The following is a 22,501-nucleotide window of genomic DNA, read 5'->3' as shown; positions in this document are numbered from 1 at the left end:
CACGGCAGGGCAGCAGAACTCCCATCAACGGCATCGGCGTCGCTGCCGGGTGGGTAGACCCACACCGCCAGCGTTCCGCCCGACAGGTTCGGCAGCGCTACGTCTGCGGGCAGAGCTCGATGATTGCGCGCCAGCGGCTGCTGGGCGAGCAGCGATGTCGGCCCCGACGCACACCTCCAGCCGTGCAACCCCGTGATGCACCGCAAGGAGTCCGATCCGTGTTTATCGGCGGCCAGCGGCATCACCTGTGCGCCGGGAGACAGCCCGACCGGCTCTGGCACCGACGCGGTGGGGTGGATGTGTGGAGTCGGCATTGGCAAAGCCCCCCGTTCCTGCACCGTCACGGCGACAGATTGTCACCTTGAGGTGATGGTAAGAAGCATAGAACGGGACCGTCAACCCCGCCATCGAGCTGACTGCCTGCGTACTCGACCGGTTGCGTCACCTCAAGGTGACGGCCTAGCATTCATCGCGATCCGTTGAACGCATGGAAGGACCTCCAGACATGAGGGTTCCGAACGCTCCTGCCGTCCTCATTGCCGCGCTGGCAATGCTGGTCACCGCGTGCGGCTCCGACGACACACCAACAACGCCCCGCGCGGGTGGAGCAGGCTCTAGCGCCCCGGCCGTCATCACCCCGACCGCCACCGTCCCCGGTGCGCCCTCTGGCGGACTCGGCGGCACCAGCGCCGATCAAGACCGGTCACTGGAAAAGCTGCGCAAGGTCGCCCAATGCATGCGCGCCCGGGGCTACACCGTTGAAGATCCCAAGAACGGCGGCCTCGGCGTCGCGCCCAAAAAGGTCACTGACGTCGACAAGGCCAACAAGGACGCGGCCGAATGCGCCAAGCAGGCTAACGGTGGCTGACCACCCGGTCCGCTCGAGTGCAACCGGCGCCGCAGTTGGCGCAGGCGGAGGCTCAGCTGTCCACTCTGCCGGTCCACGCCCGGGCCCCCCGGCCCCCACCGGACACCCAACGGCACGTCTCCTGGCGCCGCTAGATCGGCATTCCTCCGTCGACTACCTCAACCCGCTAGTCACCGCCGCCGAAATCAACACCTGGAGCATGGACGACCGTCTGCGCTTCCTGCGCGCCGTCCGATCCGGCCTGGCGAGCCGGCTGGGCGCTTCTGACCGCTGGACGACGCTCGAGGGCCTGCTCCGGTTCTTCCGCGTGCACGATATGGGCAGGCCTGACAGCTGGATATCGTGGGTAAACGCCGGGGTGCTGGAAGCAGTGGCGCTGGGTATCGCGATCGCACAAGACCCAGCCATCGCCGACGGCCGCGCAAACGCCGGCTCGCACGCCTGGGCCGACTACCTCACGCGTTTGAGCCGCGGGGAGCTAGCCACCGCGACACTGCACAACCAGGCGTGGAGTCGCGCAGAGGAGATCAGCACCGACGCCGGGATCGCCTTGGCCGAAGACCTCCAGGGCCTCTCACCGACGCCCGCCGAACAGCGCTTCCTGACGCTCGCCCAGTTCTACACCTGGGCCATCCGTAACCGGTCCGCGCTGAGGTCCCTGCTAGGAGCACTGTCGGCCATCGACGCACGCGCCCACACCCTCACCGATTTCCTCGACTGGTTTATTGACGCCGGTGATGCCGACGCAGCTCAAGCCGGCTGCGAGATCTACTGGCAACTCGCCCAGGCCTCTGCCCCAACCGACATCACCGGTGCGCTACAGCTGCTTGACCAGGCGCTGTCTGGACTGTCGACGCTGAGGCAGATTCACGGCCCACGTTGAGACGGGCTGGCATGCAGCAAGTGTTGGGCCCGCTCACGCCCCAGCGGGTGTGGCAGCCCCATGTCCAGCTGCCGACCAAGTCCTGAGGCAACACCGCTTCCTCCCGACCCGTTCAATCCGCCACCTCGGCTGAGCGGCAACGGCACACGGGATCGTCGCCTGGCCCAGGCCCGCCGTGTTCCGTCGCACGCTCACCCAGGAAGCAATCTCTGGTGCAAGGAGAACGCCGCAGTGAAAGCCTCCCAACTGCTCGTGCTCCTGCTGGCGGTTGCGTGCAGCCTGGTGCTCGCCATCGGCATAGGCGCGGTGGTCTTCGACCGCGACGCCGCAGCATCCTGCGACACCGGTAGCCCCGCCCAGCCACCCAGAGCCAAGGCGAGCAACTCGATCCCGCGCAATTACATTCGCCTGTACGAGCAGGCCGCCCGGCGATACGCAGTGCCCTGGAACGTGCTGGCCGGCGTCGGCAAGATCGAATCTGACCATGGCCGCTCGACATTGCCCGGCGTACACCAGGGCGAGAACCACGCCGGCGCGGGCGGCCCCATGCAATTCCTGCGCGAAACCTGGAACACCTACGGTGTCGACGGCAACAACGACCGCAAGAAGGACCGCTACAACCCTGAGGACGCCATCCCCGGCGCGGCCAACTACCTACGCGCCAGCGGCGCACCAAGCAAGCTCCGCCAGGCACTGTACGCCTACAACCAGTCCTGGGCCTATGTCAAAGACGTGCTGTCTTGGGCAAAGCGCTACGCCGCGGGCGACTTCTCGGCCGACAGTAACAACAACACCGGCCTCGACTGCCTGCCGGGTAGCGGGCCCGGTCGTCCCGACGGACTCAGCGGCGCACGGTCCCCCATCACCGGCAGGTCACCGATGACCAAGACGATGAGAGAGGCGCTGCTGGAAATCGACGGCAAGTTCGGGCCCTTCCCCACGATCGGCTGCTTCCGTAACAGCGGCGACCCCCAAGATCACGGCCTCGGCCGTGCCTGTGACTTCATGGAAACCCGCATCGGCCGGATGCCCAGCGCCAGCGCACAAAGGCACGGTCAGCAGGTCGCCAACTACGCCGTCCAACACGGCCGCCGCCTCGGCGTCTCCTATGTCATCTGGCGGCAACGGATCTGGAACGTTGGTCGAGGCGACACCGCTTGGCGAACGATGAGCGACCGGGGAAGCATCACCGCCAATCACTACGACCACGTTCACCTGTCCGTGCTCCGGTAGTGCAAGGACTCAGCCATGCGAAGCTACATCGATGCGAACTCGATGACCCCTCTGAGGCGTCAAAGCCCCGGTGCCCAGCGTGCTCAAGCCGTCGTGTTGGCAGCCAGTATCATGCTCGCCGGATGCGGGCAAGATTCAGAGACCAGACCTCCGCCGCGGCCGTCTGAAGACCTACCTGCACCGTCTCCGGTCGTTCCGCCTGCGCCTACGCCGGCCAGCCGAATCCCACTACTCCCCAATGATGTCTTGCCAAATCCAGCCAAGGTCAACGAACACGACGCGACCGCAGTCTCCGCGGCTGCTGTGACCGTCATGTGGACCGTCGACGCAACAACCGACCACAGCCAGTTGGACGCCTACCGGCGCGCTGCCCGCTGGTGCACTCCAAAGTATGCACAACAGCTCGCTCTGCAGGCCGCCACTGGCAGCATCCCCGAAAAGTGGCGAGCCCATCGCGCCTACGGCAAGGTTGAACTCCAGCCCACCCGCCCCGAAGGCGACGTCGAACCCGACACGCCGACCACCGCACGCCGGCAATGGACCATAACTCTCACCCCCACTGGCCGCGACGGCTGGAAGGGCGCTGCCGTCCATGCGAGCGCGTTCGTCGTCCTGACCAGGCCGCATCCTCAGACCGGTTGGTTGGTCTCTTTCGTCAGCACGGCATGATCGCCCTTCACCAGACACGCAGAGGTCTGACCACCTCTCACGAGGGCAGTCACTCATCGGCTACGCATAGCAAGCCGATTGCGCCCTGGAGCTGGCGCCGGGATGGGCGCGCGACCCGTTCCCCCAAGGAGCGCACCCAATGTCTGTGTTTGTGCACGTGAATGGCCTAGTAGGAGGTTCGGCCCCCCATGTCCTTCCGCTACAGCGGAAGACCGCGCGACACGCCGCGTTAATTGATGCAATTGCCGTCTGTCCGTGCCAAGATCCCTGCATGGCTCAGACAGGTCACCCGCAGAGGCGTCGACGTCGCGGTCGTCCGGTTACCTACGATCCAGCAAGTAACCAGCCGTGGCGCACGACGGCACGGTTCACACCCGACACCGCGAAGAAGATCTTTGCGCTGAAGGCCCGCATCTCCGACGAGTTGCCCGTCGACGAGATGCTCAATTTGCTAACGAGCCTTGTACCGACTGACCCCGGCGACCCACCCCTGACTGCCGAACGCATCGAGCAGGAGCTGCAGAAACTTGCTGAGCGCTTCGGCCCGACGGACCAGGAGGAGTTGCCTCTGGTGAGCTAAAAGGAGAGGCCCCGGGCTTTGCCGGGGCCGCACAGAACTCGCGTCCTCTGGGCCCCAGTCAATCCCTCGGTGTACCAGACCTTCTTGACTGGCGGGCCCATCTCCTCGGACTGAAACCTGCTCACGTTGCCTAGTGAGTGGGTCCAGCCCCATTGCGTTGTGAGGCCACTATAGCTTCCCGCGGCGGGGCGGGTCGAGCGCTGCCTTCTTCCGGCGTGTCTTGTGATGATTCGTCGCTGAAGTCGCACCAGCCAGTTGACCTCGCCTCAACACCAACACACAAAGTAGTTGCCCAGTTCCTGCTAGCTATATCGCCAAGCTCGGTTGTCCGCGCGGCAAACCCTCTCCCTAACGGCGGAGGGGCAGACAACAGCGACCGGCAAACGCGGACCGATGAGCCGCAGCCCGCTCGTCCGACGGCCTGCATGAGACCAGTGCGCATCGGCGACGCACAGGACGCGACGCATGGATACCGGTTCGCATGCGTCGCACTCGGTGCAGGGCAGTCGAGCAACACTTCTGCCGGATGGCAGCAGACGCCTAGAAGATCGCACCGCGATAGCAGGCATACGCAGCTGCTGAAGCACGCCCAGGCCGGGCCAATCGGGATCTCGACGGCAGCTGCCGTGCATCCGGAAGGACCTGCGTCGTGGCGCCGACCGTAGCCGAGGCCACCGCCGACCTGCATTTCCCGACGCCCTCCCGTAGCCAGCGAACCGCCCCATTTGCCTGCTCCAACTCAGCAGCCGATGCCGCCGAGACCTGGCTGATGGTGCCACCGTTGCTGGCTGCGACGCCGTTTGGGCGGCGTTCCCCTGACGGCGGCGACAACTTTCCGGCCGCGCGACGGCTGACGGTGCGGCTGGGCGGCGATCTGCCGCGCGATCCGGTGACCATCTCGATTTACGCACCGGACGGCACCGGACGGCTGCTCGCCGGCGACTTCGACATCGGCAAGGCCCAACAGGCCGGCGCCGCGGATCCAGCCGCACTGGTGGCGGCCGAGGCCGCCGACTTCGCCGCGCTCATCGCCAGATGCGGCGGCCGCGCCGTTCACGACATCTCACCCTCGCAAGGCCGACACGTCTACCTCAAGCTCCGCCAGGCGGTCGCGTTCGAGGACCTGCGGCGGGTGGCCGAGGCGCTGGCCGAGCGGTACACCACCTTCGACGCGGGCCCGATGCGCTCCCCCAAAGGACAGATCCGTGTGGCGGGCTGCCCCTACAAGCGTCAGCCGCGTCCCGATCGCCAAGGCGGCTACGCCCGCACCGGCCCGCTGCTGGGCTACATGGCCTTGACGATGCCGCTCGGTGAGGCGGTCGACGTGCTGCGGCGGCCGTGTGGGCCGAAGGTATGGGATCGGCTGCAGCGGGAGCTGTCAGCCGAGCTCGCCGTGCGCGAGCCCGCGCTGTCGATCGCTGCACCAGGTCCCTGCCACATCGACACCGACGGTCAGCCGTGGCTGCCGCTACGCCGAGGGCCGCGGCCGCTGCCGCCCCGGCTGGCCGACCTGGCCGTCACCGGCGCATGGAACGACCCGCGCCTGCAACCCGACCACAAGCCGTACGCCTCCCCCTCCGAAGCCCGCTTCGCGGTGCTGCGGTCGCTGGCTGCCGGCGGATGGCGGCTGGCCGAAGTGCTGACCCAGATGAAGCCCGGCGGCACCTGGCCGGGCCTGGACCGGCTGCTGGGCACCCGCACTTGCGCACAACGCGCCGCCGTCATGCAGCACGACTGGAGCCAGGCCATCCGCCAGAGCGCGGCGCACCAAAGTGCCCGCAATTCGCACACCAGCTTTAGCTACACACCCCCCGGGTCCGGCTCTGGTGACCGTGAGCGATGGCCAATCCCCCGCCTGGTCGCTGATACTCCCGTGAGCTCATTGCAGGCTTACGGGGAGCTGCAGACCTGGACCACCGCGGTGTGGCTGGCTGAGCGCGACCCTATACGCTGTAAAGCCTGGGGGCGAAGGTCACTCTCAGCACGGCTGGTGCTGAGAGCGCTCGGGCTGGCCTGCCGACTCACCGGAGCCAACACCACCGCCTTCGGCGTACGCTCGCTGGCGCTGATGTCGGGACTATCGTGGCGCACCGTGGCTCAAGTGCTGGCCGACCTGCGAGAGGAGCCCGATCCGCTGGTCGACCTGGTCCGCCGGGGCGTCGAAGCTGACGCAGATGTGTACGCGCTGCGGATTCCCGACGCCTACCGGGCCCAAGCCACCCGGTACGTCTGGCAGGCCGGCCGGATCGAAACCGGGCATCCGGCGTTCCTGGAACTGGGACCGGTCTGCGCGTTGCTGTACGAGGCACTCGCGGCCGCCGCCGCCCGGCCGGTGGACCTGGAACGACGCGCGGTGCTGTCGTCCACGGCGGTCGACGACGCCCTGAAGGTTCTCGGCTCGTACGGCCTGGCCGAACGCTGCCCGGGCGGCTGGCGACGCGGCCCCGCGACCCTGGACCAGGTCGCCACCCAGCTCGACGCGCACACCCGGTTCACTGAACGCGTCCAGGAGTATCGCCGCCACCGCGCCGAATGGCACGCCTTCCTCGGCATCATGGGAGACCCGGCAGACTGGCCCACTGCCGCCGAAACCGCCGAGGCCCTGGCCAACGACGCAGCCCCCGCAGAGGAAGCCGCCACTGACCCGACCCGCGGCCTGGATCCGCTCCCCACCGAGCTCGCCGACTCTCAGAGCGAGCCGGTCTCGGCGGGTACCACGCCCACTCCCCTACGCGACGTCCACGATCGCGGAGACGATGCCCTGAACGCCGCTCTAGGCCTGATCCTCACCGAACTGGGAGGCCACGTGATCGGCGGCCCCGCCCCCTGACCCGCCAGCGACGAAGCATCGGCATTCGTCCTCGCCGACCAGCTACGCCCGAGGTCGGCAAGTAACGCGGCAAGGTCGACGGGTCCGATCACCAGGTGGCCGGGCCCGTCGACCCTGATCGCCGGGCTCCTCTGGCGGCGATCCGAGCCGCCCTTCGCAAGACGGGCTCGGCAGGAGCCTGCTCTCGAGCCAGACTCGGTCGCGCGGGCCGGTTGCGGCAGTACCCGCAGTCGTGGTCACCGCATGCGGCCTCCAGCCACTGGTCGCACTGGATGCAGACCGCTGCGTCATAACGTTCGCAGTACTCCCTGCGGGCGCCACATCGCAGGCACGATCCCGACCCCAACCGGAGGGCGCAGGGGCGCTTACGAGGCATCCTCCTGTCCGGGACTCAGCATCTCCTCAGCCACCACGCGTCGGACGGATCCGCATAGGAGTCCACGATCGTGCGGGAGCAGTAGAGGTCATCAAGCGGCTGAACCAGTCGTCGGAGCTCCCGCGACCCGCTGGGCGGCAGCCCGCGCAAGGCCTGCGCCAGCAGCTTTCGTGGATGAGTGTCAGGGGGACAGCACGCCTCAACCCCGCAACCGCGAAATTCCGGAACTGTCAGGCTGCGAGCCGGGCCGTGAACGGTGCCCGACCAGCGCATCACCGCATCGGCAATGGCTGCTGGCCACAGACATGCATCCTCGAACTTGGCGATCTCGCTCTGCGCACGCGCCGAGACCCCAGAAACAATCGTCCTGCCCTGTCCCGGGCGGAGCCTGCGCGGCAGGTTCACGCGCACCTGGCCTGGCGGTCTACGCGCCATTGGCCTTTCGTCGGTTCGAAGTCATAGCCAGCATCTTTCCAAAACAGGCCGCAGCGCTCAACCGGCCCGCCGTGTTCAATCGAGCCCCTCCTGCCACCTCTGCACACGGCCGAGAAAGCCACACCACAGCGATCTTCCCGAGCGCTCTTGATCTTCCGCCGAGAACATGCTGGCTACGTATCGCCGCAGTTCAAAGGCCATCTCTAGAGCCTCGCCGTCGGTAAGGTAGGCGTGTAGCGCTCGTCCCATCAGGCTCTAGCGCGCCTTGCGCGTGGTCATCATTGGCTTGCCCCCCACGCACCCCCTAATTCCTGGGGACCCGCTCAGCCGGGCTTCGCCCTCAAGGCCCGATGTCTCCGGTCAGCCGACCTGATGCCCACTCGACTCTCTGACCTAGGCGGCATCAGACCCACTGACCAAGCATCAGATAGATGAGCCCGCGCCTGCATCAGATCCAGATCGACGGAGCCAGTTATCTTGGGTGCCTTTCAGGCGTCAGGCATGTGAGACAAGTGCACGCTCGACGTACTTGCCTCACGGTGTCCATCGGGTCGTGAGGCAAGTACGGGACATGAGTCATGTGTCGCGGAGCCGGGCGATCTCCCAGGTGATGGGGTCGAGGGCCTGGCGGCAGCATGGGCACTCGTCCGGTGCGGTGCTCGGGTCGACGAAAGTACGGGCCCAGTTGCAGGCGTTCGGTCCTTGTCCGTCGCGAGGCCTCCCAGCGCGCACGTGCCTCTTCCTCGTCGCGTGCTCGCTGCTGCGCCCAGTAGGCGAGATCGGCGGGGCCGAGGCCGGTGCCGCTGTAGGCGTTGACCGCCGTGAGAACGCCGGCGGGCGGCTCCTGGCGCAGGGCGCGCTTCTCGACCGCGGCGACGAGCTCGTCCGGCTCGGGAGGGCAATAGCCGGGCTGGTCGGCGTACGGCAGGACGAAGTAGAAGGAGGACCTGTTGCGGGTGGTGGTGTACGCGCGCCACATCCAGTCCTGTGCTTCCGTGGCCGTCAGACGGGCGATCAGTACCGACTGGTTCACCTGGTAGTCGGTGTCCCACGGGCTCGCCGCCGGGACGGAAGCAAAGGTGGTGCTCCGCTCTAGCAAGGTGGACGTGTCGCAGACCGCGACGACTTCGGCGAGGAGACGTAGCGGGGTCGAACCCACAAGCCCGGCGACTCCGGAATTGGGGTCGGAGGTGGCCGGTAGCGTCGGCGGCCGTGGTCTCTAACCGTCGGCACGTGCCCGGCTGTGAACCCGACCGCGACCCGTACGCGGCGTGCCGTTGCGCTTGCGGCCATCTGGTCTACGCCGATGACCGGGGGGCGTGCCAGTTCTGCGGATGCGTTGATCATCGCCTGCCGTCGTCGGCCTGCCCTGGCGGCTGCTGCACCGAGGACGAGGCGGAAAACGACGAGTCGGGTTGAATCGCGGATCTGGTCGATGGACCGGCCGCCCACACGTCCGGCGATCTTGCATCAGATGGAGACGCGAGGTTGCGACCGGTGGAGTCTCATATTCGCCAGGCTCGTATTCCTCGCGGGCACCAAGGCTCGCCTGGTCCGCCCGAACAAACGACGTCGAAGCCGAGCTCGCCAAACTCGACCCGCGCTGGCTGGCGGGCCCTGCGCTCCCACTACTGTCAACGAGGTTAGCGCCACCTTCGTACCCCACCCCTTGAGCGTGCGCTCAACCTTCCGCCGCTTCTGGCTAACGCGCTTGCCAACAGCCAGGACCGCGCCCTTTCTGAACCACACGTGGTCGCCTGCACGTCCCACCAACAGGTCCGACCGTGTGGCGTGGGAAGGGACGTGGGCAGATGCTGGAGCGATCACGGCGGCGCTGGACGAGCGCCCGAGCGCGGTCGGCGGCGGTGCTTCGGCGGCCGCCAGCAGGGCAGCCGCTGGCGGCCCTGCCCTGGATGCTGGCCGCTGCGGCCGCCGCTGCGGGGACCATCTGGATCACGACGGCATGGCTACTGGGCACCGCCGATGCCGCCCATCCCGGGACCGACCGGGCACGGGTGCGAGTGGAGGCGGTGCGTACCGGCTTGGCCGCAGGCGCCGGAGCAGGGGCCGCCATCGCGCTACTGCTGGCCTTCCGCCGCCAGGCGCACCAGGAATACGACACCGCCGAACGGCGGGTCACCGAGTTGTACAACGCTGCCGCTGAGCAACTCGGCTCCGACAAGGCCCCCGTCCGCCTCACCGCCCTCTACACCCTGGAACGCCTGGCCAACACCAACGCTGCCCATCGGCAGACCATCGTCAACATCATCTGCTCCTACCTGCGCATGCCTTACACACCGCCCCTCAGCCTCCCCAATCAGGAGGCCCACCAACGCACGGCGGTCCGCCGCTACCACGCCGCCCGCACACGATCCGTTGCTGCTCCCGAGCCGCCGCTCGCAGCCGACCCGCACGAAGAACGCCAGGTCCGCCTTACCGCCCAGCGCATCCTGCATGCTCACCTGCAACCCGCCGCCGTCGTCCCCTGGACCGGCCTCTCTCTCGACCTGACCGGCGCCACCCTCATTAACTTCACCCTCAGCAATTGCACCCTCAACACCGCCGACTTCAGCGGCGCGACCTTCGCCGAGGGCGCCTCCTTCACCCTGGTGACCTTCTCGGGGGACGCCGATTTCACGAGAGCGACCTTCCTACCCTTCCCCGGGCCCGCCCAGTTCACCCTGGCGACCTTCGCCAAGGGCGCCGCGTTCGGCGGGACGACCTTCGCGAGGAACGCCGACTTCCAGAGGGCGACCTTTTCTGAGGGCGCTGGGTTCGATCGGGCGACCTTCTCTGGAAACGCCGGCTTCAGCGGGGTGACCTTCTCCAGGAACGTCGGGGCCGATAAGCCAGCCTCTTTCACGTACGTCATCGAGGGGGTCGATGGGGGGAGAATCACCTCCTCCGGGGACGCCTTTTTCTACGAGGCGACCTTCTCCGACACCGCCGACTTCAGCGGGGTGACCTTCTCCGGGGAGGCCTGGTTCTACCAGGCCACCTTCTCCAGGGACGCTAACTTCAGCCAGGTGACCTTCTCCCGCACGGCCAGGTTCGATGAGGCCGTTTTCGAGGCCGAACCCACGATGGCCGGTGCCAAGGTGGCCGATGCCGCCCGGCTTGATCATGTACTACCGCCAGAGTGGCGGATCGAGCCTGTGCATGGCGGTGGGGAGATCGTGCCCAAGCCCAACTCTCAGGTGCAAGCGTAGCCACGCCGCGGCCTCGATCGGGCTGACGCTTGATTCGAGGTCTCACAGGCTGTCGAGTTTGGGGGCGCGGAGCACGGCGTAGCCACCGATGACCCCGGCATCGACACCGAAGAGGAGACGAGGTTCATGAGCGAGGATGGTCCCGAGTACGGCTACGCCGCCGATGCCAGGCCGCTGTGGGACGAACAGAACTGGGCCGCCGAACAGATCCGCATCCTCCTGCGTGCCGCCGGCTGTCCCGAGTTCCCCGCCCTGGGCGGCTTCTCGGTCAACAACGAGGAGCCTTTCCTGGTCGCCCCAGCCGGAGTCACGGACACCACCGCCACAGCCCGCTACACCGCCGTGTTGACCAGCGCCGGATACCGGGTCGAGCCCTTCCCCGACGACGAGGTGATGGTGCAGGCGTGGCCACCGGCGGGGCAACGCCCCATCCCTCCGCCGCGGAGCCTGTGGCGCCGAGCCTGCGGCGAATGCGGCGAGCAGATGACGCGCGTCGAGTCGGCCGCCAGCCGCACCCACGGCTGGGCCGGGCGCTGCGCCGACTGCCAAGACGAGCACCTTGCCGCGGCCGCCGACGACACATGACAACCGCCTGCGTCGCCGACCCGGGCCCCACGATGAGCCGCCCCGACCAATCCACCAGCCACCCCGCCACAGAACTCCGAGCTGCAGAACTGCGCGACAACCCGACCGGACTGCCAATCCTCGACGCCGACGGCGCCATCGTGGTGCGCCCTCCAATCGACCCGCGTGAACCGATGGGCTGGCTCGCGATCATCTAGAGCCGCTTGCCCCAGCACAGGAACGAGACCAGCCGTGCCCCCTCGCCGACCGCTCACTCCGCAGACTGCGCAGGTCACTACTGCTTCGGTAGAGATCAAGACCCTGACCGTCAGCGGGAAACAGGTCACCATGGCGGTCTTCCGCCAGCTCTATGAGGAACCGCTGTACGACGGGCTAACCTGGGAACTTCAGGGCACGCCCTGGTGTCGGGTGAACTATCACCCCGACAGATGCGGGGAAAGCTCACGTGCGCACGAGCACGTGGTCTGGCAGAAGGGCAGCGAGCTCAGGCGCGCCCGGATCAACCAGCCGATCGACGACGTCGACGAAGCCCCGGTGTTCGGGTTCGATGATGACGCGGCGCTGTGCGTGGCGGCCGGCGGGCTGCCCGAGGTCGATGTGTCCCCCTCCTCGCTGTGGTACCAGGAACGCAAGTACAGCTTGAGCCATCGCTGGCTGACCTTCACTCTCCCCGCCCTCGGCCGGGAGTTGGAGGGCAAACTCTGCATCCAGGATCTCCAACTCGGCGGGCTTCTGGACAGACGGACCTATCACAACGAGCAGAGACCGATCCAAGATCTGCACGCGCAGCTTCATCCCGACGGAGTCGGCTGCGCCGAGACGTTGTCGGTCGTGGAGGAACGAGCCAACCAGTACGCCGCTTGGATGAGCACCGCACGACAGCGCTGGGGGGAGGTCCTGGAGTTGGATCAAGTGTTCATCGCGGTCTGACGACTCATCCGCCAGACCCACAGCAAAACCCGTGCTTGACATCGACCGCGAAGGGCCCGCCACCACGTTGGCAAAGGGCGGTGGCGAGACCCCGCTACCGTGGGGACGTTTCCGATGGGGCTGGTTCGAACGGGAGAAGCATGGTGAAGACCGCGCTGGCGTTCGCCGACGACGATGACGCGGCGTTGCAACGGCGGATCAGAGAGCGGTTGCTGCTGCTTGACCTGGACAAGCGGTATCCGTGCACCATTCTGGACGGACTGCTCCCCCAGGGTTGGGAGTCCGATCCGCTGTGTGAGGCCGAGCGGGCGCTGGTCGAACGCGTGAGCAGGGACCTGTTCGGCGAGGACGGCATCGTGCTGGCCGTCCACACCGATGACGAGGTGCACGGCCCAGGCCTGATGCTCTCGAAGATCCCCGCAGACGAGCCTGCTCAGCTGGGGGTGCCCGGTCTGGTCGACGACGGCTTGGCTGCCGTCTTGGCGCGCCTGCCGCAGCCCCACCGCGAGCAGGTCCGGCAGATCGCCGCCCAGGCCCTCGACCAGCTCAACCGCGGCCAGACCCCCACCCTGTCAGCGACGCCGCTCCCGCCTCCCGGAGCGCCGACGCCGCTGCGCGACGCCGACGGCGTCCGCCTTGACCAGGCCGCCGCCTGGCACCGGCTGGTCGCCGCAGCCGAGCTGTACCGGGGCGTGTGGGACGAACTGCGCAGCGCCTGCATCCAAGCGCGCGCCGCCGGTGTCGACGATGACGTGCTGCGCGCGTGGATGTCGGCCGCGATCGGCCGGGCCGCCATGCTGTACGTCACCGCCGACCTCCACGACGGCCACGGCACCGCCGCAAAAGCGCATCCCGATCAGCGGGACCGGGTCGCCGCGCAGGCTCAGCTCGACGAGCAGATCGCCGACCTGAAGGCCAGGCTCGCCGACCTGAACCCAGTGCATGACGCCGAGAAATACAACCGGCTGTTCGGCGACCTGGTGGAGCTGGAGCAGCGGCGCCGCCGCTGACCCCGTCGGACTGGGGCGCGTACCACACCCCACCCCGCGTGCCGGGACGAACGGACCGCCGGAGCGTCACAGACGATCGTCAGTCGGCGTAAGCAACAACCCCAGAGTTCACTGAGTCCCCGCGTGCGCCTGTAGCCCCTGGACCTGGGCTTCTTCCTCGGATCTATGCCAGTTCGGGTATCTGAAGGAACTTCGGTGATTCTGAAGGTTCATCGTTGCTGGTGTTCGTCTTGCGGCAGTGGTGAAGGCGAGGAGGCCGGAGTTGGTGCTGGCGGTGGTGAGGGATCTTCGGGTCGCGCGGGCTCCGGCCACGCCGGAGGATCTGGAAGCCCTGGAGACCGATGTGCTGGCCGGGTTCGTCCTGGCGCGGGCGGCGGCGGGACTTGCGGACGGGACGATCGCTGCGGATGTGATCCATCTGGAGCAGGTACGGGCCTGGTTCGGGCGGCCGTTGTGGGAGATGGAGCCCGGCGACGCCGACGCCTACTTCGGGAAGGTGCTGCGGACCGCGGCGAAAGGCACGCGGCTCGCGCGTTCTCAGGCGATCAGGACGTTCTTCCTGTTCCTGGAGCTGCGGCACAAGGCCGAGATCCACCAGATGACCGGCCGGGTCGTTGAGTGCCCGATCGACGAGATGAACCGGCCGCGCGGCCATCAGCAGGCCAAGCTGCGGATCCCGCCATCGGCCGAGCAGGTCACCCGGTTGTTCACCGGTTGGCGGGAGGAACTGTCGAGCTGCCGGAAGTTCGCGCCGACCGCCCGGAACTACACGGCCTGCCGGTTGATGGCCGACGTTGGCCTGCGGGTGAACGAGGCCCGCCAGCTCGACCTGCCCGACATCAAGTGGGATCTGGGCCGGTTCGGCAAACTCCACGTCCGCAAGGGCAAGGGCGCCCGCGGCTCTGGGCCACGCGAGCGGATGGTCCCGCTGATCAACAACGCGGGCGGGACACTGCGCTGGTTCGTCGAGGACGTGTGGGGCCAGTTCGGCGACGACCACACCCGGCCGGGCGTTCCGCTGCTGCTGTCTGAGCGGAAGAACGCCGACGGCACCAGTGCCCGGATCGGTGACGAGGCGGTCCGGGTCGCGCTCGCCCAGGCGGCCACCGAGCACCTGCCGGACTGGCCCGACGTGATCACTCCCCATGTCCTGCGGCACTTTTGCGCTTCGCAGCTCTACGTCTCCGGCATGGACCTGATCGCGATCCAGGAACTCCTGGGCCACGCCTGGATCGCCACGACCATGAGATACGTGCACGTCACCGGCACCCACGTCGAAGACGCCTGGCTCGCCGGCCAGCAGCGCGCCGCCACCCGGTTGGAAGGACTACGGCGATGAAGTGGAACCTGCGGCTGGCGGCGGCCAACCGCGGCATCTGGAACGCCAGCGAGCTCCAGCGGATGCTCGCCGAGCACGGCCTGGTCATCAGCGCCGGGAAGATGTCGGGGCTCTGGTCGGGCGAGCCCGCCAGCATCAAGCTCGACGACCTCAACATCATCTGCGCCGTCCTGGGCTGCGGAGTCGAGGAACTCCTCATCGCCGAACCCGAGAAGGTCAAGCGCGTCGACGACGCCCAAGGCGAGCAGGCCGCGACCGCCGTCTCGGGCGGGCCGCCCGTGGTTCCCAAACGCAAGGACGGACGTTCACTTCCGCCGACCTGATGGCGCGAGCCAAGAAGCCCGCCAGCTGCATCGACTGCATGGCCTGGGGGCTGTTGAACGGGCGTCGCTGCGCCGCTTGCATGACCTGGCGGCATAACAAGCATCGTCACCAGGACGGTTCCTGCGCTGCCTGCGGCCGACAGGAGTCGCTCCGCAAGGACTACTGCCGGTTGTGCTGGAACCAGGCACGGGCCGAGGCCACCAATGCCAGGGCGGGCGGCGATACTCGGCAGAAGGTCAGGGCCGCCAACTTCCTCGACCAGGTCGGAGCCTTCCACCAACTGTCCTTCGCCGGCATGCACAGCCAGCGCGGCTCGTTCACTGCTCCCAGACGCAGCCACGAGCAGCGCGGCCGGCCACGGCTGCACCCGCCGCCTTCAGTGCGGCAACCGGTAGTCCAGTGGCTCCAGCCGAAGCTCTTCGACGCTCCGCGCGACTTCACCCGCTTCAACGAGGCCAACGACGCCGATCTCGACAATCCCTGGCTGGCCTGGAGCATTCACCTCGCTCACCAGATCGGCGAGGCCCACGGCTGGCGACGGGGCAATCGTTACGGAGTCCACCGCGCGCTGATCATTGTGTTGTCCTCGCACGCTGCCGGCGACATCGTCCGCTACTCCGAGCTGTTCCCGGCGATGCGGGCCTTGGACATCAGCGTCGAGCGGGTCGCCGAGGTCCTGACCGCGATGGGGATCTTCCACGACGACCGGTCGTCCTCGTTCGAGAACTGGCTGGAGCGCATGCTCGACGGCCTGGCGGCCGGGATCCGCGAACCACCCAGGCATGGCTGCGCACCCTGCGCGACGGCGGCCCGCGCACCAGGCCACGCGATCCGGCAACGGTCTGGAACCACATGGGTCACGCACGCCCGGCCCTGCTGGCCTGGTCTGAGCGCTACGACCACCTACGCGAAGTCACCCGCGACGACATCGTGACCGCCTTGGACGAGCTGACCGGCTCACGCCGCTCGAACCTGCTGGTCGCGCTCCGCTCCCTGTTCTCCCACGCAAAGAAGACCGGCACGATCTTCCACAACCCCACCCGCGGAATCCGCGTTGGCCAGCACCCCTACGGGCTCGCCCAGCGTCTCGACCAGGACGACGTCGACCAGGCGACCGCAGCCGCCACCACCCCGGCCGCGCGGCTCGTGGTCATGCTCGCCGCCGTTCACGCCGCCCGGACCGGCGCCATCCGCGCCCTGCTCCTGGATGACGTCGACCTCGGCAACCGCAGGCTCACCATCAGCGGCCGCACCCGGCCCATCGACGAGTTCACCCACCAGGTCCTTCTCGAATGGCTCGACCACCGCCGAACCCGCTGGCCCAACACCGCCAACCCCCACCTGCTGATCAACCAGATGAGCGCCCACGGCACCGGACCGGTCAGCACCATCGACTTCGCCAAGAAGAAGCTCCGCGGCCAACCCGCCACGCTCGAACGGCTTCGAGTCGACCGGCAACTCGAAGAAGCCCTCGCCCACGGCCCCGACCCCCTCCACCTGGCCGCCGTCTTCGACCTTGACCCCAAGACCGCCATCCGCTACGCCGAGAACGCCCGCGCCCTCCTCGCCAGCACGGCCGAGGAACAAGACCCCACCAGTCGCGACGAACCCAAGGGCCGAAACCAACCATGAAGCCTGAAGACCCTTGGGTTCAGCCTGAAGAACCTTCAGTTCGCATGAACTCTGGGAGTTCACGGCCCTTGAGCAGCAACCGAACGGCCAGTCACGTTAACGACCGCCGCTGACACCGAGCCGCGGATCCCCCGATGCGATGCGGGCCGCCGGTGACGACCTGCCGTCATGACGGCAGTTGCGCTCGCCTGCCAGGTCGATGGCGCCGCAGACCTTGCTACGTGATCGCGGCCGCGGCTTGGGCGGCGTTGGTGTCACAACATCGAGACAGTTCCCGGACGTCGCCATGACAACCCGGCAGTGGACTCATGGGCGTAACCGATCAACCAGAACGGGAGATCCTCACATGAGGAAACTCATCACCGGAACCGTCTCGGCAGCCGCCCTCGCCGGTCTCACCATGACCGGCGGAACGGCAACTGCGGCCACCACGCCCGCCGAGGGGCCTGCCAAGGTCTCGTGCGCCAGGGGCATTCACACCTACGAGCTCACCTACTACCGGGGAGGCTGGAAGGAGTTCTGCGGCCGCGACAACAACCTGAACAACAACAAGTTCAACAACCGCCACAAGGTCGACAACAACATCCGTTCAGTGAAGAACACCAGCCGGTGCACGTGGAAGCTCTACCGGGCTCCCTTCGGCTACGGCTTCAAGACCACCATCAGGCCACGGCAGTGGGACGCCAACCTCGCCAATAACGTCGTCGGGACCGGGACGAGCTCGATCTACCGAAGCTGCTGAACCTGGATCAGGGTGCTCTGAGCTCGCGAGCTCAGAGCATCCTGCAGTGTGGAGCAGAGGATGGAAAATGCGTTCCAAGACCTGGGCGACGGTCGGCGCCCTGCTCGTGCTGAGTGTCTCTTCCGCCAGTTGCGCGAACGAGCGTCCGGCTGAGCGGAGGCAGGCCGACCAGGCGCCGGCCGCCGGCGCTGAGGTCCGCGGCCTGGTGCTGCCATTGGATGTGTACAGCCTGACGGCGGCCGAGACCACCCTGGTCGCGACTGCCACCGACAAGCTGGTACAGGCCTGCATGTCCCGCCAAGGACTCCACTGGCCCCAGCTGGTACGCACAGGCGGCGAATCGTGGCCGAACCGACGGCGCTACGGCCTGGCGGAACCAGAGGTTGCCGCCAAGTACGGCTACCACCCGACACCCGATCCCGAATCCGACGCACGTGCCGCCCAAAGCGACGCACGAGAGCAGAATCTAAGCAGCGCCCAGCGAACCGCCGCCTTCGGCCAGGACGGCCGGTCAGGCTGTTTCGACCAGGCCGAACGTGTGTTGCGCAAGGGCGTGCCGAAGGAACCGGAGTGGAGCTGGATCGAGGAGTTGGGGGCCGATCTCTACAACCGCTCCAAGCGCACGGCCGAAGTCACCCAGGTGGACCGCTCCTGGTCTGCCTGCATGCGCCGCGGCGGGTTCGGCTACACCAACCCGATGGCCGCCGGCGACGACCAACGATGGGCTACCCAACAGGCAACCCCCGCTGAGATCGCCGTGGCCCGAGCCGATGTCGACTGCAAACGGCGGACGTCGCATACACCGATCTGGTGGCGCGTTGAGGTGGACCTACAGCGAAAAGCAATCAAGAGCCATAGCATCAGGCTCCGTGCCTCGCTGGACAACCAGCGACGCTACCTGGCCAACGCACGCCAAGCAGCCTCCTAGAAGCCGGTCACGGCTGATCCGGGGGCGGCAGAGTCGGTCCGAGTGGGCGACTAGCGGGGTATCTGCCGATTTGCCGTCGCGGCGTCGGTGGCGATCTCTACGATTGCCCTGTGGCCTCTGATGACCTGCCCGGAATGGTCCGGGAACTGATGTGGGTTGAGTATCCGCTCGGAACGCACCTCTCGCAGTCGGGCACTCCTGGGCGAAATCCAACACCACCCCGGGGACATCCAGCGGATCCTCCAGAAACGCCCCGACCCAACGCACGGTCACGAGTTGGAGGCTGAAGCCGAGCCTCATATGTTCACCACGGTGCCGATCAACGAGCGACCGATCATCGTCATCGAGGAAGAACACCCACTCCAGATCCGCACGCGACGGCGCACCCGTGTACCGGCCGTACGCCGTCGCCTCTTCGTCGGTCAGGAAGTCCATCGGCATACGCCGCAAAGTAGGACCGACCCGCAAGTAACCAACCCAGAGCTACCGAACCGGCACTGACCGCATCGCGCCAGACCGGGCCGCCGACACCGCAGTCGCTGACGAACCCACCCGCATCGCCGCGGTGAATGGCGGTAACTCCGGCCACGCCCGCTCCCTAACGCCACCGGCCGAGTGGTTGTCGCTCAAGCCCCGCGACGGGCCCGTAGGTCTGGGTGGACGAAGATCTCTTCGACCGTGCGGCCACGGGCTCCTCGTTAGATGGGTGTGCTGGTCCACCCCCAGCCTTCCTCTGAGTTCGTGGCGTGGATGGTGTGACCTCCCCGGGGACCAGCTCGAAGCTCAGTGATCTTCGACAGCAGTGCGATCCCGAAGCGGGCGGGAAAATCAGGCTGGCCATAGGCGCGAGAGGCGATCTGCACAGGTTCTCGGCCGCCAGCGGGAAAGATCATCGGCCGTCGCTCCCACGATCAGGTCTGCGCGTATGGTCCTCGTCGCGGCCTGATTGGTAACCCAGACCTGGCAGCCGGAAGCAGCCACCGCTTCCTCCAGCTTCCGCTGGATCTTCGCCTCGTCGCTTCCGGTCCAGACCGCGACACCTGCCGCAGTGTGACGCCGCTGGCCCGACGGCACCTCGACGTCACCGCAGCCTGCCCCGGGTCGCCGATGTTCGTCCTTCGCCCGGAGTTGTTGTGTCGTCGTGGGAGCTGCTTGGTCCCGGTGATAGACGCACGGGCCACCGCCGCTGGCAACACTGCAGGGTCGGCCCTTCTTGGTGGGCTGGCCGCACTGCACGGCGGGATCATGGACATGGCACAACCCTGATGGTCGGGCCTCAAACGGGCACGGCTTTCCGCTCTTGGTGATGGTCGAGCACATGCGCATATGCAGAGCATCCCAGTGCAGCGTCCTGGGGACCGGGATGTTGTCGCAGCTCGGAGAGCCGGACGAGGTTCTCGGTGAGCCCTCGTGCGCCAGCGTCATTGCGCACTTCGCGGCGGGTCCCGCACAGGTCGGCGATTGTTGAGGCACAAGTCGGCGTTGCCGTGTTCCTCTGCGCGGGCCGTGTTCAGCGTGGAAGCGGCATCTCGCCGGTGAGCACTTCAGCGGTGAGCACGCCCACTTCCGCTGCGACCTCGCCGGTGAGGGCAGGTGCGATCACCCTGGTCTCGGAGATGCACGTGTCACGGGGCACCCGGTGCCCCAGATACCAGCGCCACGGGCCGGGTTCGTAGGGGCCGTCGAACCCGCCGCCAGAGCTGTAGGCGATCCGCAGCATGTGCAGGTCCTCGCGGCCCAGCGACAGCACCAGCGGGGCGTCGCCATCGGCGTCCCACGACGGGGACCCGGTCAGCTGCGGCAGCATCACGTAGCCGAACACCACCCGGCCGGTCGGCGCGAAAGCGGGACCTTCCGCCGGTTCCAATGGATGGTCTAGGTGGGCGGCGGCCGCTTCGACCGCGGTGTGCAGCAGCGCGACCGGATCGACGTCAGCCTCCATGTCAGGGAGTTCGACGAGGAACCGGCCCTCGCACGCGTGCAGAACCTGCCCGGCAAACGACTCACCGAAGGCCTGGAACGAGATCACCGAAGCGATCTCATGCACGACCAGCGCGTTGCGCACCTCGAACAGCGCCTCGGCAGCCGCGTGCAGCACCGAGGGCGTGCACACCGAGCAGCGGCTCTTGGCGGCGGCGCGATCAATGTCGGCGCGCTCCTCGGCTGAGCTGCTGAGCGGTGTGGCACCTGCTGGACCGGGACGCCGTCAATTGGTGCGGTCGGCGTAGCCGTCGGGGAGCTGGCCGGGCGCGACGTTGATGACCTCGTCGTTGTCGCAGCCGCGGTCCGCGATGTAGGTGATCTTGGCGAATTCCGGGACGATGAGGTACGGATAGGCCGGTCCCGCGTCGCGGAAGGTGTGCATGTCCTCGATGAACTCGTTCTGGTAGCAGATGGTCTTCTCGGGGTGCTGTCCTTTTCCGGCGATCCATTGCGGGAAGAAGATGGTGCCGTGCAGCAGCCGGCGCGGCAGGTCGAACAGCAGGCTCACGCAGGTGCCGGTCGGTTCGTGCCAGTCGACTTTGTATTGGCCGTCGCTGATCTGGACCAGTTCCATCGGCTGGCTGGTCACCCACCGGCCGCCGACCAGGCCGTGGTGAATGCGGTAGTCGCAGGTCTTCTCGTTGCGGGCGTACCACTCGTACTGCCAGCCGTTGGCGTAGGTGTAGATGAAGTGTTTGCCGACGAACGCTGACAGGTCCTGCTTGGGCTCTGGGTGGTCCACGGTCGTCGCAGGGACCTTGGTGGCGGTGGGCATGAGCTGTTCTCCTCACAAGGCGTAGCGGACTGCATGGGGTGCCACCCGATTGCACGGTGACGTTTGCGCGTCGCACAGGCGTTGTTCCGCTGCGGCGACACCCCCGCAACTACCCCAAACCTCCCAGTTCCCTCCCGGCGTCCACCAACCTTGGACCAGCGTTTACCGTGTGTTGCCGTCCGGCGCGGTGGACGGGTCGACGAAGTACGGACCCAACCGCAGATGTTGGCCCCGTGGGCGTCGAGCGGCCTCCCAGCGTGTCCGGGATACTTCTTCGTCGTGCGCTCGCTGCTGTGCCCAGCGGGCGACGTCGGCCGGGGGCCGAGGCCGGTGCCGCTGTAGGCGTTGACCGCGGTGAGAACGCCGGCGGGCGGCTCCTGGCGCAACGCGCCCATCTCGACCGCCGTGACGAGCTCGTCTGGCTCGGGCGGGCGGTAGCCGGGCTGGTCGGCATACGGCAGGACGACGTGCCAGGAGGACCTCCCGCTCCGGCCGGTGATGTAGGCGCGCCACAGCCAGTCCTCTGGCTCCGTGGCCGTCAGGCGGGCGATCAGCAGTGACCGGTTCACACGGTGGTCCGTATCCCAATCCCACGGGCTCGCCGTCGGAACATCCGCCCAGGTTCTGTCTCGCTCCAGCGAGGCGGACGTGCGGCAGGCGCGACGGACGGTCTCCAACTGCGCGGCGCTCGGCGACTCGGTACGGTGGACCAGGCGCGCAAGCCCGATCGCCGACATGTACACCGGCCACGGCTCGACCGTCCGCGCAGACGCGAGCAGCTCGTACACAGCGCGCTGGATCTTCCCCGGTCCACGACTCACCACCACACCGTAAGTGTTGAGCCGCTGCCGTACGGCGCTCTCGCAAAGCTTAACGTCGCGACCCACATGCCTCACGTGCCTTCACGCCGATCAGGTCGCTGACCTGCATGATCGCCTGGAAGCCCAAGATAACGGTGGGACAGCTGAGCGGAGACATCCCGAGGAGAGCACTGCCTTCGTGCAGCTTGATCGTTATTGCGCCAGCTATAGCGATGACTATCTCTATAGCTATGGCGACAGATAGGCAGCCTCCCTACGGGCACGCTGGTTGTGACGGGGTGGTGAAGCTCGAAGGGCCTTCCCTCTGCACCTGGGCTGCATCGACCGGGGAGACTGCTCCAGGCTCCGA

At 67.3% G+C, this 22,501-nt stretch carries 22 protein-coding genes; 18 read left to right on the top strand and 4 right to left on the bottom strand.

Features of this window, described 5'->3' with window-relative positions; genetic code table 11:
- The first annotated feature begins 505 nt into the window (after positions 1–505).
- From ABD333_RS37380 to ABD333_RS37355, 6 genes are all read left to right on the top strand, one after another.
- A complete protein-coding gene (locus ABD333_RS37380; protein WP_344547317.1) occupies positions 506–868 on the top strand; it encodes a hypothetical protein in 363 nt (120 codons plus the stop codon).
- 199 nt (positions 869–1,067) lie between these two features.
- Positions 1,068–1,751: a hypothetical protein gene (locus ABD333_RS37375; protein ID WP_344547316.1), complete on the top strand. Its 684-nt coding sequence runs from the start codon at positions 1,068–1,070 to the stop codon at positions 1,749–1,751.
- A 231-nt stretch (positions 1,752–1,982) separates the two neighbouring features.
- Positions 1,983–2,984, top strand: coding sequence for a lytic transglycosylase domain-containing protein (locus tag ABD333_RS37370; RefSeq protein ID WP_344547315.1), 1,002 nt, complete (start codon positions 1,983–1,985; stop codon positions 2,982–2,984).
- 312 nt (positions 2,985–3,296) lie between these two features.
- On the top strand, positions 3,297–3,653 hold the full coding sequence (locus ABD333_RS37365) for a hypothetical protein (RefSeq protein WP_344547314.1): 357 nt from the start codon (positions 3,297–3,299) through the stop codon (positions 3,651–3,653).
- A 271-nt stretch (positions 3,654–3,924) separates the two neighbouring features.
- The gene (locus ABD333_RS37360) at positions 3,925–4,233 is read left to right on the top strand and encodes a hypothetical protein (RefSeq protein ID WP_344547313.1); all 309 of its coding nucleotides are present in this window, start codon (positions 3,925–3,927) and stop codon (positions 4,231–4,233) included.
- A gap of 649 nt (positions 4,234–4,882) precedes the next feature.
- Complete coding sequence (locus ABD333_RS37355; protein WP_344547311.1) at positions 4,883–7,063, top strand: hypothetical protein; 2,181 nt, start codon at positions 4,883–4,885, stop codon at positions 7,061–7,063.
- A 1,283-nt stretch (positions 7,064–8,346) separates the two neighbouring features.
- Here ABD333_RS37355 and ABD333_RS37350 read toward each other — a convergent pair.
- Entirely contained in the window at positions 8,347–9,033 is a 687-nt protein-coding gene (locus ABD333_RS37350) for a hypothetical protein (protein ID WP_344547310.1), read from the bottom strand.
- Positions 9,034–9,685: 652 nt separating this feature from the next.
- On the opposite strand from ABD333_RS37350, the gene ABD333_RS37345 reads away from it, so the two are divergent.
- The 11 genes from ABD333_RS37345 to ABD333_RS37295 all read left to right on the top strand — a co-directional run bounded on the left by ABD333_RS37345 (position 9,686) and on the right by ABD333_RS37295 (position 18,573).
- The gene (locus ABD333_RS37345; RefSeq protein WP_344547309.1) at positions 9,686–11,083 is read left to right on the top strand and encodes a pentapeptide repeat-containing protein; all 1,398 of its coding nucleotides are present in this window, start codon (positions 9,686–9,688) and stop codon (positions 11,081–11,083) included.
- A gap of 126 nt (positions 11,084–11,209) precedes the next feature.
- Positions 11,210–11,668, top strand: a complete 459-nt coding sequence (locus ABD333_RS37340) for a hypothetical protein (RefSeq protein ID WP_344547308.1) — start codon at positions 11,210–11,212, stop codon at positions 11,666–11,668.
- On the top strand, positions 11,665–11,865 hold the full coding sequence (locus tag ABD333_RS37335; RefSeq protein WP_344547307.1) for a hypothetical protein: 201 nt from the start codon (positions 11,665–11,667) through the stop codon (positions 11,863–11,865). The genes ABD333_RS37340 and ABD333_RS37335 overlap by 4 nt, the downstream gene beginning before the upstream one ends.
- A gap of 34 nt (positions 11,866–11,899) precedes the next feature.
- A complete protein-coding gene (locus ABD333_RS37330) occupies positions 11,900–12,598 on the top strand; it encodes a hypothetical protein (protein WP_344547306.1) in 699 nt (232 codons plus the stop codon).
- A 140-nt stretch (positions 12,599–12,738) separates the two neighbouring features.
- Positions 12,739–13,608, top strand: coding sequence for a hypothetical protein (locus ABD333_RS37325; RefSeq protein WP_344547305.1), 870 nt, complete (start codon positions 12,739–12,741; stop codon positions 13,606–13,608).
- Positions 13,609–13,873: 265 nt separating this feature from the next.
- Positions 13,874–14,947, top strand: coding sequence for a tyrosine-type recombinase/integrase (locus tag ABD333_RS37320; protein WP_344547304.1), 1,074 nt, complete (start codon positions 13,874–13,876; stop codon positions 14,945–14,947).
- Entirely contained in the window at positions 14,944–15,270 is a 327-nt protein-coding gene (locus tag ABD333_RS37315; protein WP_344547303.1) for a helix-turn-helix domain-containing protein, read from the top strand. The genes ABD333_RS37320 and ABD333_RS37315 overlap by 4 nt, the downstream gene beginning before the upstream one ends.
- 170 nt (positions 15,271–15,440) lie before the next feature.
- Entirely contained in the window at positions 15,441–16,205 is a 765-nt protein-coding gene (locus ABD333_RS37310) for a hypothetical protein (RefSeq protein ID WP_344547302.1), read from the top strand.
- On the top strand, positions 16,124–16,903 hold the full coding sequence (locus ABD333_RS37305) for a hypothetical protein (protein ID WP_344547301.1): 780 nt from the start codon (positions 16,124–16,126) through the stop codon (positions 16,901–16,903). Before ABD333_RS37310 ends, ABD333_RS37305 begins: the two co-directional genes overlap by 82 nt.
- Before the next feature lie 346 nt (positions 16,904–17,249).
- A complete protein-coding gene (locus tag ABD333_RS37300; protein WP_344547300.1) occupies positions 17,250–17,645 on the top strand; it encodes a hypothetical protein in 396 nt (131 codons plus the stop codon).
- A 67-nt stretch (positions 17,646–17,712) separates the two neighbouring features.
- Positions 17,713–18,573, top strand: coding sequence for a hypothetical protein (locus ABD333_RS37295; protein ID WP_344547299.1), 861 nt, complete (start codon positions 17,713–17,715; stop codon positions 18,571–18,573).
- On the opposite strand, the gene ABD333_RS47690 is transcribed toward ABD333_RS37295, so the two are convergent.
- From ABD333_RS47690 to ABD333_RS37280, 3 genes are all read right to left on the bottom strand, one after another.
- Positions 18,475–19,008: a DUF4158 domain-containing protein gene (locus ABD333_RS47690; protein WP_425546960.1), complete on the bottom strand. Its 534-nt coding sequence runs from the start codon at positions 19,006–19,008 to the stop codon at positions 18,475–18,477. The genes ABD333_RS37295 and ABD333_RS47690 overlap by 99 nt on opposite strands.
- 1,075 nt (positions 19,009–20,083) lie before the next feature.
- Positions 20,084–20,638: a hypothetical protein gene (locus ABD333_RS37285; protein ID WP_344547297.1), complete on the bottom strand. Its 555-nt coding sequence runs from the start codon at positions 20,636–20,638 to the stop codon at positions 20,084–20,086.
- Between the two features lie 141 nt (positions 20,639–20,779).
- On the bottom strand, positions 20,780–21,331 hold the full coding sequence (locus tag ABD333_RS37280) for a phenolic acid decarboxylase (RefSeq protein WP_344547296.1): 552 nt from the start codon (positions 21,329–21,331) through the stop codon (positions 20,780–20,782).
- A gap of 648 nt (positions 21,332–21,979) precedes the next feature.
- On the opposite strand from ABD333_RS37280, the gene ABD333_RS37275 reads away from it, so the two are divergent.
- Positions 21,980–22,165 carry a hypothetical protein gene (locus ABD333_RS37275; protein WP_344547295.1) on the top strand — a complete coding sequence of 62 codons (186 nt, stop codon included), beginning with the start codon at positions 21,980–21,982 and terminating at the stop codon, positions 22,163–22,165.
- Positions 22,166–22,501 lie beyond the last annotated feature (336 nt).

The sequence above is a fragment of the Actinomadura fulvescens genome, assembly GCF_039533225.1.
In the GTDB taxonomy this organism is placed as follows: domain Bacteria; phylum Actinomycetota; class Actinomycetes; order Streptosporangiales; family Streptosporangiaceae; genus Spirillospora; species Spirillospora fulvescens.
This window is presented reverse-complemented; position numbering and strand designations above follow the sequence as displayed.